Raw genomic sequence first — 17,296 nt, forward strand, 5'->3', positions numbered from 1 at the left:
TGGCGGAAATGGAATTAACGGACGCCTTCAAGAAACTGCCGACGCCCTGTTATCTGGTCGATGAAAGCCTGCTGATTAAAAACTTAAAAATTCTGGACCGGGTCCAGCAAGCCACCGGGTGTCGGATTCTGCTGGCCCAAAAGGCTTTTTCGATGTTTTCGCTTTACCCCCTGATCGGTCGCTATCTGGCCGGCACCACAGCCAGCGGGCTCTTTGAAGCGCGGCTGGGTCATGAGGAAATGGGCGGGGAAACCCATGTGTTTGCCACCGCCTATCGTGACGATGAGTTTGACGAAATCGTCGAAATTTGCGACCATATTGTTTTTAACTCCTTCAATCAGTGGCAGAAATTTAAGGAGAAAGCCCTTAGCGCCGGACGGGAATGCGGGATCCGGATCAATCCGGAATGCTCCACCCAGGATCACGCCATCTATGATCCCTGTTCACCAGGTTCAAGGATGGGGGTCACCCGCAGCCAGTTTGTTCCCGAGCTGCTGGACGGTATCAGCGGGCTGCATTTTCATACCCTCTGCGAGCAGAATGCCGATGCTTTGGAGGAAACTCTGAAAGCAGTGGAAGAAAATTTTGGCGAATTTCTTAATCAGTTGAAATGGCTTAACTTTGGCGGGGGACATCACATCACCCGGGATGATTACGATATCGAAAAACTGATTGCCGCCATCAAGCGGATTCAGGAAAGCTACGGACTAAAGGTCTATCTTGAACCCGGGGAAGCAGTGGCGCTCAACACCGGGTTTCTGGTAGCCACAGTGCTGGATTTAATCGATAACGGCGTTCAGAATGCCATCCTCGATACATCTGCCGCCTGTCATATGCCGGATGTGCTGGAAATGCCCTACCGGCCCAACATTATCGGGGCAGCATTACCGGATGAAAAACCCTTTACCTATCGGCTAGGTGGGCCGACCTGTCTGGCTGGGGATATTATCGGCGACTATGCCTTTGAGCAACCACTAAAAATTGGCGACCGCCTGGTGTTCTGCGATATGGCCATTTATTCGATGGTTAAAACCAACACTTTTAATGGCATGAATCTCCCTGCCATTGCCATCTTTAACCAGGAAAAAACGATTCAGATGGTAAAACAATTTGGATATGAAGATTTTAAAAACCGGTTATCTTAATAGATTCCGGTTTTTTTTATGAAAAAATCCGGTTAATTGCGGTTGCCTTTATGATATAATAGTTTAAATTAGAATTATTCAATAGCATTAAGATAGAGAACAGGAGAAACATATGGCACATAAATTTAACCCCAATAATAAAAAGAAACTGGATAATGAGTGGCGCCGGGAAAACCTGCCGCCGGTTGAGACGTTGGAAAAACTGGGTTTGAAACCGGGCGACGTTTTTGCTGATATCGGCTGCGGGATCGGCTATTTTACCATTCCGGCGGCACAGATGATTGGGAATAACTGCGCCTATGCCCTGGACACCTTGTCGGAAATGCTGGCAGAGGTTGAACTGCGCAGCACCGCAGCAGGGGTGAAGAATATTGAAATAGTAAAAACCGCAGAGTTGGATCTGTTGATTCCCGATGAGTCTGTCAGTTTTGGCTTGATGGTCAATGTGATTCATGAGATTGTCGATAAAAATCAGTTTCTGGAAGAAATCAGCCGGATTATCAAGCCCGGGGGGAAGTTGGCCGTTATTGATTGGGAAAAAGGGGAAACAGAAATGGGACCACCTATCGATCATCGGTTTGGAAAAGAAGAGCTAACAGCGATGTTAAAGGAAATCGATTTTGAATGTCAGGAAACGATGAAATTTACTGAAAATTTCTATGGGCTTGTTTTCTCAAAAAAATAAATTAACATCACTGGAAAGGTAGCTGAAATGAATAAAGAAATGATTAAAACAGTCGAAAATGATCAGTTTGCCAAATTACTTGGATTGGAGTTGATAAAGGTCGATATTGGCTATGCCGAAGTTAGAATGGAGATTAAAGCAGAACATTTCAATGGGTTAGGTATTGTCCAGGGCGGAGCCATTTTTACCCTGGCTGATTTTGCCTTTGCGGCAGCATCAAATGCCGGCGGAAAGGTTACCGTTGGCATCAATGCCAATATCACCTATTTCAAACCGGCCAAGGGGAGATATCTGCTGGCCAAAGCCACCGAAACCTCGTCAAGCCGAAGTCTCTGCAATTATAACGTGGATATTTTTGATGAAGACAATGCGGTGCTGGTTGCCAGATTCAATGCCGCCGGCTTTATCAAAAATTAAAATGTCCCGATCGAAGTTCAAGAAGAATAGAAATTAAATAGAATCATAAAAAAAAGTGATGGCTTAGCCATCACTTTTTTTTATAATCTTTAGATAGATAAATCCGAGCACTGAAGCCAGAAATACCAGCACGAAGCCAATGATGATTTTCGGAGACGAAACCGATTCTTCGGTGACATAACCGGCCTCTATAACCGTGATGGAGTTGCTGTGAATGTCGACATCGCCACCATGTTGGGCACAGGCCTGGTTAAACACGCCGGTGACCTGTAGCTGGTCACCAATATGTTTGTAGTCCCCAAAAAACTTAATCCTCTGGGCATCGTCAAGTGGCATCCAGATGCCCATGGCATTGGTACCGTCATTGATATTGACCCAGGCATGATCGCCGCGTTCCATCGCTTCACCAATGGCTTCACCGGTAACGGTGACGGTTTGACCGTCCATTGCTTCGGCATTTTCCACCAGCTGATTTAGTTCGACCACATCAGCGGCTGATACCCCGCCACTTAAACAGAAAAGCAGGCTCACCGTAAGAATAAGGGTTTTTATTATTTTGTCCAACATTTTTTTATGCCTCCGATGATGAAGCCGATGAGGGCGAAAACAGAAAGGAATTCCAGTCGGCCCAGATACATGGCAATAATATAGTAGACTTTCATAACTGCCGGCATGCCAGTGGCGGTGATACCGATAGATAATCCCACATTTCCGGTAATCGAGGCAGATTCAAAGGCGGCACTGGCCAGCGGGTAACCGCAAAAGGTTCCGATCAGTGTTCCGATGGCAAAGGTGATCAGATAACAGATGATGATCAGTCCAGAAGCCTTCACCAGACCATCCGCCAGAATCTGATCTTTAATGTGGTGGAAGCGAAAGACCTTGACTTTACGTTCTGAAGCCAACAAGCGTTTCACATCAGCAAGGATGCTTTTAAAGATGATGCCAACTCGCAGTCCTTTAAAGCCGCCGGCGGTGGAACAGGCCGAGCCGCCAATTAGCATCACAATGACGAGAATCAGAATCCCGAAGTCACCCCACTCCAACGCAAATTGTCGGGCATAAACCGAACCGAACCCGGTGGTGGTATGGGCGGATAAAACATTGTAAACAACCCGCCGAAATATCGCAATGGCATCATTATAAACGCCGGTCCGGGCCAACCACAAGACGGCCAGAACGCTGGCCAGAAACGAGGTGATAAAAAAGCTCTGGGTTTCGATGTTTTTGATCAATTCTTTTTTATTACCGGAAAGAATTGCATAATGCAGGCCAAAATTCAGTGAACCCAGAATAAAAAAGATGATCGTCAGGCTCTCATAAGAAAAGCTATGGTAATACATCATGTTCTGGGTATAGGGGGCAAAACCACCGGTGCTCCAGGATGATGCAAAAATAAACAGTCCATTAAAAAATGCCGACAGGGGGGTTAGTCCGATGGTCATGCCGTCAATCCACAAGGCCGCGGTTCCGATGAGCAGATAAACCATGCTGATTTTCCAGATGATCCGAGCCGTCCCCTTGACATTGGGAACCAGGTCGATATCTTTGGCTTCACCGACATAAAAGATGTAGGCACCGCCGGTTTCTTTTAATAAAAAGGTCAGCGCCAGAACAACCATGCCCTGACCGCCAATAAAGGTGAGCATGTGACGCCACATGTTTAAACTGAGCGAGATATGATCCAGATCCTGGGTCAATACCATTCCTGTGGTGGTAAAACCGCTCATGACATCAAAACAGGCATCCAAAAGCGAATTGACATGGCCGCTGAGCAAATAGGGAATGGCACACAAAAACATCAAAATGATCCAGGAAAGTGACGCTACCACAAAACCGTGTTTCCACTGGACAAAGCTCTTGTTGAGGCGGGTCTGCTTTCCGATTATAATGAGGAGCAGGCCGAGAATAACAGAAATAGCCATGGTAATGACAAAGTCCCAAAAGGGATTCCATTCCTGAAGTGCCACCGCTGTCAAAATCGGCAGAACCATCAGCAGGGCGATGCCGAGAACAACAAAACCGGTATAGTAACTGATAATAAAGATACTGTAAAAACGTCCTTTAAAAGTATTCATGGCGATACTAAATCACCACAAGGGTTAGAATAAAAAACATCAGCACATATGCTGATACCGACAGCAGTTCTGTCATCAATCCCATTAGTTCATTTTTTCGTGATTCCATTTTATTGTCCTCCCCGTTATAGGTATTTTTTTAATTTTGCTAAAGCCGCCTTATTGGTAATGACCAGCACCTTGTCATTTTCTAAAAACTGAGTATCACCTCTGGGGTAAATGACTTGTTCATCCCTAAGAATTGAAGTGATGACGCATTCGGCGGGCAAATCCATGTTTTGGATAAATTGATTGGACCACCTGTCACCAGCATGAATGATGATTTCCACAAGAATCATGGAGCCACGTTCAAAGGTATGGATCAGTTTAAAATTATCCTTGTCAAATTCGTATTCAATAAGATTGGCAATCACCTCGGTGCTGCAAACCGTCTTATCCACCCCCAAGGCTTTGAACATGGAAATGTTCTTGGGATTATTGATCCGGGCGATTGTTTTGTTGATATTAAAACTGACCTTGGCAATTTCGCAGATCACCAGATTTTCTTCATCGGTTCCAGTGACGGCGGCAATAATTTCAGCCTCCTGGATGCCGGCGTCTTTTAAAACTTCCAGATCAGTACCGTCACCGCAAATTATTTCAGTGTCGATATCCTCGGCGATTTTCTGGCAAATCGCACTGTTTCTTTCAATTAAGACGACGTGTTAGCCTCTTTTTTTAAGGGTCTTGACCAGATAATAGCCAACCTTTCCGCCGCCGATAATGATTGATTTCATAGTGTTATCTCCTTAGCCAGTGATGTAATGAGTTTATCCTTGTCTTTTTTTAGAATGGTGCAGATGATTTTTGCACCATAAGGAACCAGCTCATCTTTTTTGGGAAAAACAAAGCGATCGGCCACCATTAAGCCGGACAGAATGCAGTGGTATTTTTCTTCGATGCTTTTTACCGTATAAGGCTTGTGTTTTTTAACGGTCAGTTCAATAATTTCAGTGTCTTCTTGGATGACCGCAAGCACTTCCACATTTTTTTCTGAGATCTTCCGTTTAAGGATCTCCACCCCCAGCTGGGTGGGGCAAATGGTATCAATACCGAGCATGTCATAAATATGTTTTCGGCTGGGATCCCCGACACGGGCAATGATTCGTGGCACATTGTAGATCTTTTTGGCGATCAGGGACACCGTAATATTAATATTGTCATCAGCGGTTACCGCTAAAACAAAATTGGCGCGTTTGATTCCAGCTTCAAGCAAACGATCGCTATCATATTCAATGCCTTTAAATTTGGAGCCATTAAAACCGCTCCCCAGAACATTCAATTTTTCGCTGTCATGGTCGATGACGGAAATGTCGTATCCAGTGATGGATAACTCTTTGGCTAAGGTACTGCCTAGCTTGCCACAGCCAACAATAATGATGTGCATAATTTTCTCCTAAATATGAAGCTGAGATGATGGATAAATTAAGTATTGTTGTTATTATTTATCCTACTAAAAAATTATCACAGTTCCTATAAAGTTTGTATAAAGATATTAATACCTTATATAAATTTAATGTTAATGGATAAGCGTTGAAAAATTAACAGTCTTTCGTTATAATGAGGTAAACAGGCGTTAATTTGAGAGAGAGATGGGAAAAATGAAGATAACCGTAATCAATGGAACCATGCGCCATGGCAGCACCTGGCATTGTAAGAACTTGCTAGTGGAAAAGATTGCGCAATGGGAAGAAACTCAGGTCAGAGAGTTTTATCTGCCTAAAGACATGGCGGATTTTTGTAGCGGCTGTTTTTCCTGCTTTTTAAAAGGCGAAGACAGCTGCCCGCAGTCCGACCAGATCCAGCCGATTGTTGCCGCTTTGGAAGAGGCCGACCTGGTGATTCTAACCTCTCCGGTTTACGGGTTGGATGTTAGCGGACAGCTAAAAGCCTTGTTGGATCATCTGTGTTTTATGTGGCTCAGTCACCGACCCAATCCGAAGATGTTTAATAAGGTGGGGATCAGTTTTGCTACTACGGCTGGAGCGGGGCTTGCCCATACCACCAAAACGATGCAGAACAGTCTGAAATTTTGGGGTGTCAAAAAACGATTTGCCAGCAAACAGCGAGTGGCGGCCATGAAATGGAGTGACATACCTGAAAAGAAGCGCAGTCAAATTGAAAAAGAGATGGCACAACTGGCAAAAAAAGCCACCGCATCGGTGGCTAATATCGAGCACAGCACGGCACCCTTATTCAGAAAAATGATGTTTAAGATGATGAAGCAGGCGATGATAAAGAATGACTGGAATCCCACCGATCGTAATCACTGGGAAGCCCATGGTTGGCTAAACGGGACGAAGCCCTTTTAAGATCAGACGACCTCGATGGCGGTGGTCATGCTGAGAATTTGGGCTAACCGATCGCGGGGCAGCGCACGCATATAAGCATCCAAATTTTGCTGCAGGCGGATTTCGGAAGCTGAATAATCAATGGCGTCAATGGCCGGATGGAGGGGATGACGTTTGGTCAGTACGGCCAGTTCAATGTCCTCCAGCAGATCAAAGATCATTGCCGCTTCGGGGGACTCCAGTTCGCCGGCAATGAGCAGGTCTTCCATATCGGCCAGGGTTTTAATATGCTCTTTAATGATAGCCAGCTTATCGTCGAAAAAGCGGCAGGACAAAAACTCCACCACCAGTTCGCGATAAGCCTGGTCATCCATTTTAATCCCCATATTGTAGTGGACAAGGGGCTTGATATTGGGATTATAGCGGGGCACAAAAACCTTGTTGAGAGCGTGGCTGGCCAGTCCCTTGTGAACCGTGGTGGTGATCTGCGGGAGACTGGCGATTAGGTATTTTTTCAATGATGGATTGGTTAGTTCCAGATCGGTGATCAACTCCCAGGCCGCAATTTCTAATTGCCTTTGGAGCTCGGCCGGATGGCGACTTTTTAATTTTTTATCCAGCCCATTGAGATCAGCCGGGCTGAAATCCAGCGGCGACAGGGGAACATTTAATAATTGGCAACCCAGTGCATTTTGAAAAACCTGGGCACCGATATTATCGAGCAGATTTTTGTAGGATTCATCATAACCGCTCATCACTTCATGAATGATATCCGCATCAAAATAGGAACAAAACAAGTTTTCATAATACAGGCTTTCTAGATACTTGATGACGAACTCAACTCCAGCCAGATCCGTTACCGGATGGATCAGTTGATAGTCGATGTCGCTAGGGATCTCATGGACATGAAAATTGATTTCATAGCTTTCAAAAAAGGGCTTAAAACCTTGGTCAATGGTGATGTTATAGGCTTGATTGGCGGTTTTGAGTTTGCTTTTGCGAACCCGGTTAAAAAAATAATTGGCCACGTTTATTTTCCGCTTCAGCACCTGATAACCATATTCATAGAGCTTTTCAATCGGTTCATTTTCAATATGAAAGAGGGCGGCGTCCACATCGGGCAGCGATTTAAGGTAGATGCCGATGGTATAGAGGTTGGAGGCCATGATTCCCTGGGCGATTTCAACCCGAACCGAGCTGCTTTTGCCCTTGGTAAACCGTTCGGTACAGTCAGCCAGAAGTTTAAGACACTCCAGCTGAATGCGCTCGGATTCTTTGGGGCTCAGTGCGCCCTTGACATAGGCCTCCTGGAGCAGCGACTGAAAATAAAATTCGCCACTCAGTTTATTGACATCAATCTTGGTCTGTTTTTTGAGATTATTATTCATCGTCATCCTCTTCTTCCATCAATTTTTCGCTATCATACAGATCATTATAATCGGGATCCAGTCCCAGCCGCACGTTTTTAGCCATCCGTTCCAGTTCCCGAAATTTAAGTTGATCCAGAGAGCCCTGACAGACCCCATCAAAATATTTTTTCATATAGCCGATGAGATCATCATCGCTCATCAAATCCAGGGTTTCATTTTTAAAATAATAAAATATCTCAACCAGCTCATTCAAGAATTCGGCATAGCGGTATTGGGAGATATAGGGGGTGTCGGCAAAGGTCAGGATTACTTTTTCAATGATTCCGCCGCCAAACTCGATGCGACCAAAATTTTTCAGCGAATAGGATCGGGTTTCGACCAGTTCCAGCGCCTGTTCTTCGGACAACACCAGTGCATAGTCTTCAGTAATTTTATTGCATAACAGCACTTCCGAAACGGCCTGTTTTTCGATCAGAAAATGGTCAAACAACATAAGATCAAATGACATATTGGGTACCTCTCTAAAATAAAAACTGTTGATTTAAAAATACATATTGACAAAACAAGCAATATGTGGTATCATTTGTTTGTAAAATAATAAAATGGGTTATTTGCGTGTGTATCATTTATGATAGCACGGATATCTAAATAAATCAATCATTTTAATGTAAGGCCGACCTTGTTTAAGAAACAGTGTCGGCCTTTTTTTGGTGCGCCCGGCATGGGCGCAATCTAACGGGTGAAAGTCCCGAGCACGGGTAGGTAGTGCCAAGTGCATAGCTTAAGGCAAGGGTGTCCCCGGCGACGGGGAATCTGAAGGAAGCCGGCGGCAAACTTCCGGTCTGACGAACAGAAAACATATGCAGACGTGTGCGAATCACCAAAGATAACTGAAACCGAAATCACCAATACAAGCAAGCAGACGGATGGACTGCTGGAGGAAATTTTAAACCGTGACAATCTGAATCTGGCCTATAAGCAGGTGAAGAAAAACAAGGGTGCAGGTGGAATTGATGGGATGCAGGTAGATGAACTTCTGCCCTACCTGAATAATAATATATGAACAAACAGGATTTCACGGATCTTGAATTTTATTAAATCTATTGACGATCAATGCCTAAAAATGGCATACTAGAACTAATTGAAAATTGCAAATATAATAAAAAAACGAATGCATCGTATTAAAAATTGTTTTTTAAACAGATCACAGGGTGGAACTGATATAATACAGCAGCAAGCGTAAAATGATGCCAGGTAAAAGATCAGCGGCAGATTGGTTAGCATGAAAAGAGACTAATTGCAGTGATGGCAATAAGACTGGGCAATGCCAGCCTTTGCAGAGAATTTAAGATAACAGGAAGAGATCACTACGGTTAAACGTTAACCGATGATTGAAGAAGGAAAACTATGAAAATAACAGCACTGAATATTGCAATTATCCTGATTATTCTTTTTTTGTTTGGTCTAGGTCTGTACTTAAGTATCAAAAAAGGCCGAAAAAGAAAAAAAGAACGGGAAATTCGTCGCTTTAATGAGCTGGTTCAGACCTTCATCGAGTCTGAGGAGATACCCGTTTCGTTAAAAAATGATGAATTCAACTATATCTTTGTCAATTTGGCGATGGAAGATTTCTATGGAATCAGTTCAGAAGAAATCATCGGACAGGATGATTTCGAAATTCTGGAAGAAAAGATGGCCATAAAAGAGCGAAAAACAGATAAAAAAGTACTAGCGACAAAAACCTTTGTGACCGATGAGATGCTGTGGCGAGGTAAAATTTTCAAAACCACCAAATTTCCCGTTGACCTGCTCAATGGAAAATTTGGTGTCGGTGCCTATATCCGCTCGGCGTCGGAAAAAAACCGTGAGAAATATTTGAAAACATTGATGTCAATCAGTGACGGTGTGATGATTGTCGATCCCATGGGAAAGATCGAAATGCTCAACAGCACGGCCGAGGAAATGACCGGCTGGACGGCCAGGGAAGCCATGGGAAAACACTATTCCCAGGTCTTTGTATTGGAACATGAAAAGGACAGTGAAGTTGTTCCAGATCCCATTGAGGAAGCCTTTCAAGATACCAATATGAAGGAATTTGACAGCCATGCGGTACTGGTTTCCAGAGACGGCCGAAAACTCCATCTGGAAGACAGCATTGCCCCCATCAGTGATGACGAAGGGCATATCGACGGAGTCATTGTCATTTTCAGAGACGTTACTGAAAAGAAAGAAAAACGAGCCGCCATTGAGTATAATAGCTTCCATGACGCCCTGACTGGTTTATACAACCGCCGCTTTTTTGAAGAAGAACTGGTTCGTCTGGATACCGAAAGAAATCTGCCCCTTTCAGTCATTATTGGCGATGTCGACGGATTGAAATTGACAAACGATATTTTTGGCCACGAAGCCGGCGATGAGTTAATTAAAAAGGTTTCGGAAATATTTAAAAAAGTCTGCCGGGCTGACGATATTATCGCCCGCTGGGGTGGGGATGAATTTGCCATCCTGTTGCCGCAAACTGAAAAGAAAGATGCTCAAAAACTTACTGAGCGAATCAAAGATAATTTCAGTAAAGAAAAAATAAAATCGATTCAGGGGAACGTCTCCCTGGGCGTGGCAACAAAGTATGAACCGGAAGAAAATATCGAAGTCATCATTGCCAGTGCCGAAGATAATATGTATATGAAAAAAACCCTGAATCGGGGTAAAAAGAAGGAAGATGCCTTTAATGTTATTCTGGATAAGCTATATGGCGAATTGCCAGCAGAAGCTGAACATGCCAGAAGAACCAGTGAGATATGCAAAAAAATTGCCCGCAAGATGAAGTTGCCTGAAGCAGAAATCAATAAGGTCTCAAAAGCGGCCTACCTCCATGATATTGGAAAAGTTGCCCTGGATAAAGAGGTGGCCAGTAAAAATGAATATGTGGTGGATGACACCTACAAAGAAATGAAATTGCATCCGGTCGTCGGCTATCGGATTTTGAATGCGTTTGATCATACAATGGATCTGGCCAATGTGGTGCTGGGACATCATGAACGTTGGGACGGAACCGGCTATCCCCAGGGACTCAAGGGTAAAGAAACACCCAAACTCGCCCGGATTATTGCTGTCGGCGAGCGATTTGATGATATGACAACGGATAAAGATTATCGCAAGGCCATCAGTATCGATGAGGCCCTGGATGAAATGAAACGAAATGTCGGTACCCATTATGATCCGGAAGTGGTGGAGGCCTTGGAAAAAGTGATTATTGATGAGAACACCTATACCACCAAGATAACCCGATAAGTACGAAAAGGATGAAAAAAAGGCCTCAGTAATGGATCATTATTGGGGCCTTAAGTGTTGTTCAATCACCTTGCAGAAGATCTTTACCATGCCGGGGTCAAACTGGGATTCGGCACAGGAAATAATCTCGTTTATCGCTATTTCAGGGGCGAGCGCCGCACGGTAGGGACGGTCATTGGTCATCGCATCATAGGAATCAACGATCGCTAAAACCCGACATTCAATCGGGATATCTTCGCCAGCTAGCCCTAGCGGATAGCCGCTGCCATCCCATTTTTCCTGATGTTTTAGAATGAGGTGGGAAATTTCGCTAAGTTCCGAGGATTCATTGGCAATCCGTTCGCCGATGGCACAATGGGTTTTCATCACCTTCCACTCATCAGGGGTCAAAGAACCGGGTTTTTTGAGGATGCTGTCGGGGATTCCAACCTTGCCGATATCATGGAATTTAGTCAATAACTGAATCCGATCCATCACATTCTGGGGTAAACGCAGCGCCTGGGCGATCAGGGTGGCCAAGGTGCCCATCCGATTGGTATGGCCTTCGGTGACATAATCTTTGGCTTCCAGGGCTTTCATCAGGGTTTTAACCAGATTGTTTCGGGTGCTGGATTCTTTGAGCAGCTTATTCTGATACATATTATTGTCGGCTTCCTGGAACAGGAAATCGGTACTGACTAAACCGACAGCGTGATAAGAATAGCCGTAGGACAGGGAGATTTTAAAGGTTGCATCCGGCAATTCGTTCAGACATTTTAAATGTTCATTCATCTTTTCAAGTGCCGCTTCGATGTTCTCCGGCAGCTGATTTTTGACAATCACAGCAAATTCATCACCGCCAACCCGGGAAACAATCCCCATCGATTGAAAGCAGCTGCTGATGACCTGGCTGGCCGATACAATCACCTGATCCCCCATTAAATGCCCCAGGGTGTCATTGACAAATTTAAGGCCATCAATATCCAGTAGCAGGATGGTTAAATTTTTAATGTTCCAATTGTTAATTTTGGCCAATTCGGCTTCAAAAAAACGGCGGTTGTTAATATGGGTCAGGGTATCTTTGTCGACCAGATCGCGCAGTTTCTTTTCCATGATCACGCGTTCGGTCATATCTCGGATCATGATCAGAACCTCATCGAAGCTGGAAATTTGCACCCGGACTTCAAAGTAATGAAGGGATTCTTGAAACGGCATCGAAAAATAATAGTCGGATAAAACCCGGGTGTGCATCACCAGTTCGATGACCTGCTTCAAATCAGACATCAGAATCTGGTTTCGCATGATCTCCAGAAGGACAAAGGCAGTGGTTTTCAGTGAAGGATTCAGTGGCGTGATCTGACCTTTGCCGTTACTGATCAGCAGAATATCGGGAATGGTGGCGATTAAAGCCCTGGTGCGGCTGTTAATCCGTTCCAGATCCAGCAGTTTCGTTTGCAGTTCGGAGTAGTAATTTTTCTTAAAGGAGTTTTCGCCCAGACCGATAATCGATTCCCGGGTAATTTCTTTCTTATTTTTGGGATTGCAATACTCGTCCATAAATAATCCTCACCTCTTCTTTTGTCAAAACCCTGGGGTTGGTTACCATACAGGGATCATTCAGGGCATTTTCCACCAAATAATCGACCGTGCTTTCTTCAAGATTATTCACCATTATACGGGGGGGGATATTTAGATTTTCCCGCATCGAAACGATCCGGTTAATAATCATTTCCAGCAGCAAATGATCACTGACGTTATCAACCGCCAGGTCTAATTGTCTGGCAATGTTGCGATAGCGGTCGGGAACTGTTTCAAAATTAATGCGGATGATATGCTCAAGCAGGATGCTGTTACATTCGCCATGAGGTAAATCCAGCAGACCACCCATAGAGTGTGACATGGCGTGGACGGCGCCGAGGCTGGCATTGGAAAAAGCCAAACCGGCCTGGAGGGAACCAAGCATTAGCTGAAACATCGTTTCAATGGTTCGCTGAGGGCTTGTTGATTTTTCAATTACCTGACTAATCAGGCGGATCGATTCCAGGGCGTGAACGTCAGTAAGGGCTGAATGGGTATTTGATACATAAGCTTCGATGGCATGGGTGAGGGCGTCCATAGCGGTACAGGCGGTTAAATAGGGATCCATGGTCATCAGTGGAACAGGGTCGATAAGGGCCAGATCCGGCACCACCTTTTTACTGATTATTGCCCGTTTAATATTAGTAGCGGTATCCTTGATAATGGCAAATTGGGAAACATCGGCAGACGATCCGGCAGTGGTGGGAATACAAATCAGCGGTGGTCCCGGCATCTTTACTTCGTCAACACCTTCGTAGTCCAGAATATTGCCGCCATTTGAAGCCACGATGCTGATGCATTTCGCACAGTCAATGGAACTGCCACCGCCGATGGCGATGATCAAGTCACAACCCAGCGATAAAAAAAGATCAGCCCCGAGCATCGCTTCAATATCCTTGGGATTGGGGGTTGTTTCATCAAAAAAGAAGAGCTTTTCAACATGGGGGCGAATCAGATTGATGGTTTCATGGAACCATTCAAAGTCATGAATAGCTTTATCCGTTACAATCATCGGTTTTTTGGCATTAAAATGAGAGATGTAACGACCAATTAATAAGCGGGCATCGACACCAATGATTATTTCCGGAATCACAAATTTCCTTAGTTCCAATAGGGTTTCAGTCATAACAATAACCTCGCATTCTTATTGAAAATCTGTTACTTTAGTATAACAGCTGAAATTCTATCTGTAAACATAGCGTTGCCCTAAAATGCAGATAGTCTAATAAAGGGATTATCTATACTAATTACCCGTGTCCGCTGATAATTAACGTAAATTTAACACGTTGATAATATTAATAACAGTCTCCCATGGATATAATTTGTGACATCAACAAGGGGGAGGAATGTGTTTGGATATCAATCAGAATAATGAAGAAGAGCGGTTGAGAGGGGAGCTCTTGGAAATACTTTATCAGAAAAAAATCAAGACCGTTTTTCAGCCCATTGTTTCATTGCTGGACGGAAGCGTCCATGGTTATGAAGCGCTTAGTCGGGGACCGGAGGATTCGCAGCTCCATACACCGGATATGCTGTTTAAATGTGCGCAAAAATTCAACAAACTCTGGGAGTTGGAATTTCTCTGTCGTTCAAAGGCTTTTGAAGCGGCTTTTAAAATAGAAAGTGAATTCAAACTTTTTTTAAATGTAAATCCCAATATCATGCAGGACGCTCAATTCAGAAAAGGCTTTACCCGGGAGTATCTGGAGAAGTTTGCCATTGATCCCAAACGAATTATCTTTGAAATTACTGAGAGTGAGGCCATTAATCATCTGGCGGACTTTATTAAAACCATTGACAATTACAAGGAACAGGATTATCGCATTGCCATTGATGATGCCGGAGCCGGTTATTCGGGGCTCAATTTAATCTCCGATATTCATCCCAATTATATTAAGCTGGATATGAAACTGATCCGGGATATTGATAAAGACATGACGAAACAATCCCTGGTAAGATGTCTGAACGAGTTTTCGGAATATACTGAAACCTCATTGATTGCCGAAGGGATCGAGACCAAGGAAGAATTACTGACACTGATTGAAATTGGGGTTCAGTACGGACAGGGGTTTTTCATTCAAAAACCAAATGGAATTCTAAATTCAATCTCGAAGGATGTGGTTGAAATTGTCATGGAAGAGAATGCCAATAAACGGAAACTGCTGGATAATCGGGTGCTGGACGATCGCATTGAGTCCATTTGCAAACTGGAGAAAACCATTGCCCCGGATATTCTCGTTTCACAAGTTCACGAAATGTTTAAAGAAAATGAAACACTGTCGGGATTTTGTGTGGTTGAAGACCAGATTCCAATTGGGGTGATTACCCGAAATGCCCTGTATAAACGAATTAGCGGACAATACGGATATATTCTTTATGCCAATAAACCGGTTTCCACGATCATGGCTACGGATTTTATGCATGTGGATTGCCTGGCGACCATTGATGTTGTCGGCAAGAATGCCATGCAACGGGATTTTGACAAGATCTATGACTTTATTGTCGTGACCCAGAAAAATCAGTTTCAGGGAACTGTGACGGTTAAAGACCTGATGGAAAAACTGATTGAAATTGAGTTTGTTTATGCCAAGCATTTGAATCCGCTGTCCGAACTTCCTGGTAATCTGATGATTGAACAGCAGCTGGAAAAGGCTCTCAAATCCAAAGATAAAAGAACCATTCTCTATTTCGATCTGGATAATTTTAAAGCCTACAATGATCTTTATGGCTTTGAAAATGGGGATCGGGTGTTAAAGGAGTTTGCTGAGATCTTAAAAACCCGGATCCCAACCGAGCATTTTATTGGTCATATTGGCGGGGATGATTTTATTGCCATTGTTCCCAGAAAGAAAACCGAACAATTGTGTATCAATATCATTAATGCCTTTAATGATGCCGTGGTAAAATACTATAACAAAGAAGATATCGACAAAGGCTATATCACCTCCAAGGACCGGAAGGATGTCGAGGAGAATTTTCCCTTTCTCTCGGTTTCCATTGCTGGAGTGGCCAGCGATCATAATAAAACCATCTTTGAGTTGGCGGAAACAGCGGCAAAAATAAAAAAGAAATGCAAGAAAAAACAGGGCAGCAATTACCTGTTGAGTTGATCTGGTAAGATAAAAAAGATGCCCATGGTGCGTCTTTGAGGTTGTCGATAAACTACCGTACCGACCAATTGTTAATCTGTTGTTCGCTGCGGAATCGGACAGGCTCTGCCGTGTCCGCTCCGATGCGGACAACATGATGTAACAATTGTCGGTACTGGGTTATCTTTTTTAACAGTCTGAAAGATGCGTGTGGCGCGTCTTTTTTTGTTTGCAGCGGCTGCCGGAGCCGGGATGATTGAAGCTTTCCGCAAATGGGTAAGAAAGAGTTAAGATCAATCTAAACGAGGAGAGCGAAAATGAATAATGAATTAAGACCCCAGGTTGTGGTCAGTAAATGTATGGGTTTTGATACCTGCCGCTATAATGGACAGACCCTGCCTGATAAGTTTGTCGAAAAACTGAAAGATTATGTGGATTATCATCCCGTTTGTGCCGAGGTCGAAATTGGCTTGGGGGTACCCCGAAATCCGATTCGCCTGGTGCTGGAAAACGAGCAGATTGTTTTGTATCAGCCGGCATCGGAGACTGAATATACACAGCAAATGATTGCTTTCAGCCACGATTTTTTTGACAGTCTGAAAGCGGTAGATGGATTTATCTTAAAAGGGCGTTCGCCATCTTGCGGAACCAAGGATGTCAAAGTCTATCTTGGTAAGTCCAAAGCCACCGGTTCGATCAAAGGGCAGGGTATTTTTGCTGAACAGGTTTTTAAACGCTATCCCTACCTGGCCATTGAAGAAGAAGGCCGACTAACCAATTTTCGAATACGGGAGCATTTTCTGGCAAAACTCTACACGATGTGTAGCTATCGCCAGATGGAAAAAACTGGGAACATGGCAGCGCTGGTTAAATTTCAGGCCGAAAATAAATATCTATTGATGGCTTACAATCAGAAAGAGCAAAAAGTGTTGGGGCGGATTGTTGCCAATCACGAAAAGTTGCCAGTGGCCTCGGTTATTAGCAGCTATAAAGAACATCTGGGCATTGCTTTTTTCAGAATTCCCCGGTATAGTAATTATATTAATGTGATGATGCATATTTTCGGTTATTTTTCGGAATATCTTTCTAGTCCCGAAAAGACCTTTATTCTGGACAGCTTTGAAAAATATAAAAGCGGAAAAATTTCCCTGAGTGTTCCCATTAATATTCTTAAATCCTATGTTATTAAATATAACGATAGCTACCTACTGGAACAGAGTATCTGGGCGCCCTTCCCGGAAGAACTGATGGACATCAGCGATTCCGGAAAAACGGAAGATCTGATCAGAAAATAATGGCGATTTATTTGGGCAGAAACGAGTGAAATTTTTTAG

The 17,296-nt window shown here is 43.9% G+C and carries 16 protein-coding genes; 8 read left to right on the plus strand and 8 right to left on the minus strand.

The window, feature by feature from the left end; genetic code table 11:
- Window positions 1-8 precede the first annotated feature (8 nt).
- The 3 genes from nspC (at window position 9) to Q7J41_RS09245 (ending at window position 2,247) form a co-directional block, all read left to right on the plus strand.
- Window positions 9-1,145, plus strand: a complete 1,137-nt coding sequence (nspC, locus tag Q7J41_RS09235) for a carboxynorspermidine decarboxylase (RefSeq protein ID WP_304887557.1) — start codon at window positions 9-11, stop codon at window positions 1,143-1,145.
- 112 nt (window positions 1,146-1,257) lie between these two features.
- Window positions 1,258-1,830, plus strand: a complete 573-nt coding sequence (locus tag Q7J41_RS09240; RefSeq protein WP_304887387.1) for a class I SAM-dependent methyltransferase — start codon at window positions 1,258-1,260, stop codon at window positions 1,828-1,830.
- Window positions 1,831-1,857: 27 nt separating this feature from the next.
- Window positions 1,858-2,247, plus strand: coding sequence for a PaaI family thioesterase (locus tag Q7J41_RS09245; protein ID WP_304887389.1), 390 nt, complete (start codon window positions 1,858-1,860; stop codon window positions 2,245-2,247).
- A gap of 63 nt (window positions 2,248-2,310) precedes the next feature.
- On the opposite strand, the gene Q7J41_RS09250 is transcribed toward Q7J41_RS09245, so the two are convergent.
- The 4 genes from Q7J41_RS09250 to Q7J41_RS09265 form a co-directional block, all read right to left on the minus strand.
- Window positions 2,311-2,814: a hypothetical protein gene (locus Q7J41_RS09250; RefSeq protein WP_304887391.1), complete on the minus strand. Its 504-nt coding sequence runs from the start codon at window positions 2,812-2,814 to the stop codon at window positions 2,311-2,313.
- Window positions 2,799-4,325, minus strand: coding sequence for a TrkH family potassium uptake protein (locus Q7J41_RS09255; RefSeq protein WP_304887393.1), 1,527 nt, complete (start codon window positions 4,323-4,325; stop codon window positions 2,799-2,801). Before Q7J41_RS09255 ends, Q7J41_RS09250 begins: the two co-directional genes overlap by 16 nt.
- 125 nt (window positions 4,326-4,450) lie before the next feature.
- Entirely contained in the window at window positions 4,451-5,017 is a 567-nt protein-coding gene (locus Q7J41_RS09260) for a TrkA family potassium uptake protein (RefSeq protein WP_304887558.1), read from the minus strand.
- A gap of 80 nt (window positions 5,018-5,097) precedes the next feature.
- Window positions 5,098-5,751: a TrkA family potassium uptake protein gene (locus tag Q7J41_RS09265; RefSeq protein WP_304887395.1), complete on the minus strand. Its 654-nt coding sequence runs from the start codon at window positions 5,749-5,751 to the stop codon at window positions 5,098-5,100.
- 214 nt (window positions 5,752-5,965) lie between these two features.
- Here Q7J41_RS09265 and Q7J41_RS09270 point away from each other — a divergent pair, with 214 nt between their 5' ends.
- Window positions 5,966-6,676, plus strand: a complete 711-nt coding sequence (locus tag Q7J41_RS09270) for a flavodoxin family protein (protein WP_304887397.1) — start codon at window positions 5,966-5,968, stop codon at window positions 6,674-6,676.
- A 2-nt stretch (window positions 6,677-6,678) separates the two neighbouring features.
- Here Q7J41_RS09270 and Q7J41_RS09275 read toward each other — a convergent pair whose 3' ends face one another.
- Together Q7J41_RS09275 and Q7J41_RS09280 are read right to left on the minus strand one after the other, a co-directional pair.
- Window positions 6,679-8,043 (minus strand): DUF6179 domain-containing protein, encoded by a 1,365-nt coding sequence (locus Q7J41_RS09275; protein ID WP_304887398.1) that lies wholly within the window; start codon window positions 8,041-8,043, stop codon window positions 6,679-6,681.
- The gene (locus Q7J41_RS09280; protein ID WP_304887399.1) at window positions 8,036-8,533 is read right to left on the minus strand and encodes a DUF6323 family protein; all 498 of its coding nucleotides are present in this window, start codon (window positions 8,531-8,533) and stop codon (window positions 8,036-8,038) included. Before Q7J41_RS09280 ends, Q7J41_RS09275 begins: the two co-directional genes overlap by 8 nt.
- A 360-nt stretch (window positions 8,534-8,893) precedes the next feature.
- Between Q7J41_RS09280 and Q7J41_RS09285 the strand changes: the two genes are divergently transcribed.
- Both Q7J41_RS09285 and Q7J41_RS09290 read left to right on the plus strand, forming a co-directional pair.
- Window positions 8,894-9,088, plus strand: coding sequence for a hypothetical protein (locus Q7J41_RS09285; RefSeq protein ID WP_370651001.1), 195 nt, complete (start codon window positions 8,894-8,896; stop codon window positions 9,086-9,088).
- Between the two features lie 344 nt (window positions 9,089-9,432).
- Window positions 9,433-11,316 (plus strand): diguanylate cyclase, encoded by a 1,884-nt coding sequence (locus Q7J41_RS09290; RefSeq protein WP_304887400.1) that lies wholly within the window; start codon window positions 9,433-9,435, stop codon window positions 11,314-11,316.
- A 39-nt stretch (window positions 11,317-11,355) separates the two neighbouring features.
- On the opposite strand, the gene Q7J41_RS09295 is transcribed toward Q7J41_RS09290, so the two are convergent.
- Entirely contained in the window at window positions 11,356-12,852 is a 1,497-nt protein-coding gene (locus tag Q7J41_RS09295; protein WP_304887402.1) for an HD domain-containing phosphohydrolase, read from the minus strand.
- A complete protein-coding gene (locus Q7J41_RS09300; RefSeq protein WP_304887403.1) occupies window positions 12,824-13,999 on the minus strand; it encodes an iron-containing alcohol dehydrogenase in 1,176 nt (391 codons plus the stop codon). The genes Q7J41_RS09295 and Q7J41_RS09300 overlap by 29 nt, the downstream gene beginning before the upstream one ends.
- Before the next feature lie 226 nt (window positions 14,000-14,225).
- On the opposite strand from Q7J41_RS09300, the gene Q7J41_RS09305 reads away from it, so the two are divergent.
- Together Q7J41_RS09305 and Q7J41_RS09310 are read left to right on the plus strand one after the other, a co-directional pair.
- Window positions 14,226-15,983 carry a GGDEF domain-containing protein gene (locus tag Q7J41_RS09305; RefSeq protein WP_370651002.1) on the plus strand — a complete coding sequence of 586 codons (1,758 nt, stop codon included), beginning with the start codon at window positions 14,226-14,228 and terminating at the stop codon, window positions 15,981-15,983.
- A 296-nt stretch (window positions 15,984-16,279) separates the two neighbouring features.
- Complete coding sequence (locus Q7J41_RS09310) at window positions 16,280-17,257, plus strand: DUF523 and DUF1722 domain-containing protein (RefSeq protein ID WP_304887405.1); 978 nt, start codon at window positions 16,280-16,282, stop codon at window positions 17,255-17,257.
- Window positions 17,258-17,296 lie beyond the last annotated feature (39 nt).

It is taken from the genome of Acetobacterium sp., assembly GCF_030652775.1.
Classification (GTDB): Bacteria; Bacillota; Clostridia; order Eubacteriales; family Eubacteriaceae; genus Acetobacterium.

Coding starts and splice junctions, on each gene's coding strand:
- Q7J41_RS09295 (WP_304887402.1), bottom strand. CDS start 12,852: ATGGACGAGTATTGCAATCCCAAAAATAAGAAAGAAATTACCCGGGAA.
- Q7J41_RS09240 (WP_304887387.1), top strand. CDS start 1,258: ATGGCACATAAATTTAACCCCAATAATAAAAAGAAACTGGATAATGAG.
- Q7J41_RS09290 (WP_304887400.1), top strand. CDS start 9,433: ATGAAAATAACAGCACTGAATATTGCAATTATCCTGATTATTCTTTTT.
- Q7J41_RS09310 (WP_304887405.1), top strand. CDS start 16,280: ATGAATAATGAATTAAGACCCCAGGTTGTGGTCAGTAAATGTATGGGT.
- Q7J41_RS09270 (WP_304887397.1), top strand. CDS start 5,966: ATGAAGATAACCGTAATCAATGGAACCATGCGCCATGGCAGCACCTGG.
- Q7J41_RS09300 (WP_304887403.1), bottom strand. CDS start 13,999: ATGACTGAAACCCTATTGGAACTAAGGAAATTTGTGATTCCGGAAATA.
- Q7J41_RS09255 (WP_304887393.1), bottom strand. CDS start 4,325: ATGAATACTTTTAAAGGACGTTTTTACAGTATCTTTATTATCAGTTAC.
- Q7J41_RS09275 (WP_304887398.1), bottom strand. CDS start 8,043: ATGAATAATAATCTCAAAAAACAGACCAAGATTGATGTCAATAAACTG.
- nspC (WP_304887557.1), top strand. CDS start 9: ATGGAATTAACGGACGCCTTCAAGAAACTGCCGACGCCCTGTTATCTG.
- Q7J41_RS09265 (WP_304887395.1), bottom strand. CDS start 5,751: ATGCACATCATTATTGTTGGCTGTGGCAAGCTAGGCAGTACCTTAGCC.
- Q7J41_RS09250 (WP_304887391.1), bottom strand. CDS start 2,814: ATGTTGGACAAAATAATAAAAACCCTTATTCTTACGGTGAGCCTGCTT.
- Q7J41_RS09245 (WP_304887389.1), top strand. CDS start 1,858: ATGAATAAAGAAATGATTAAAACAGTCGAAAATGATCAGTTTGCCAAA.
- Q7J41_RS09280 (WP_304887399.1), bottom strand. CDS start 8,533: ATGTCATTTGATCTTATGTTGTTTGACCATTTTCTGATCGAAAAACAG.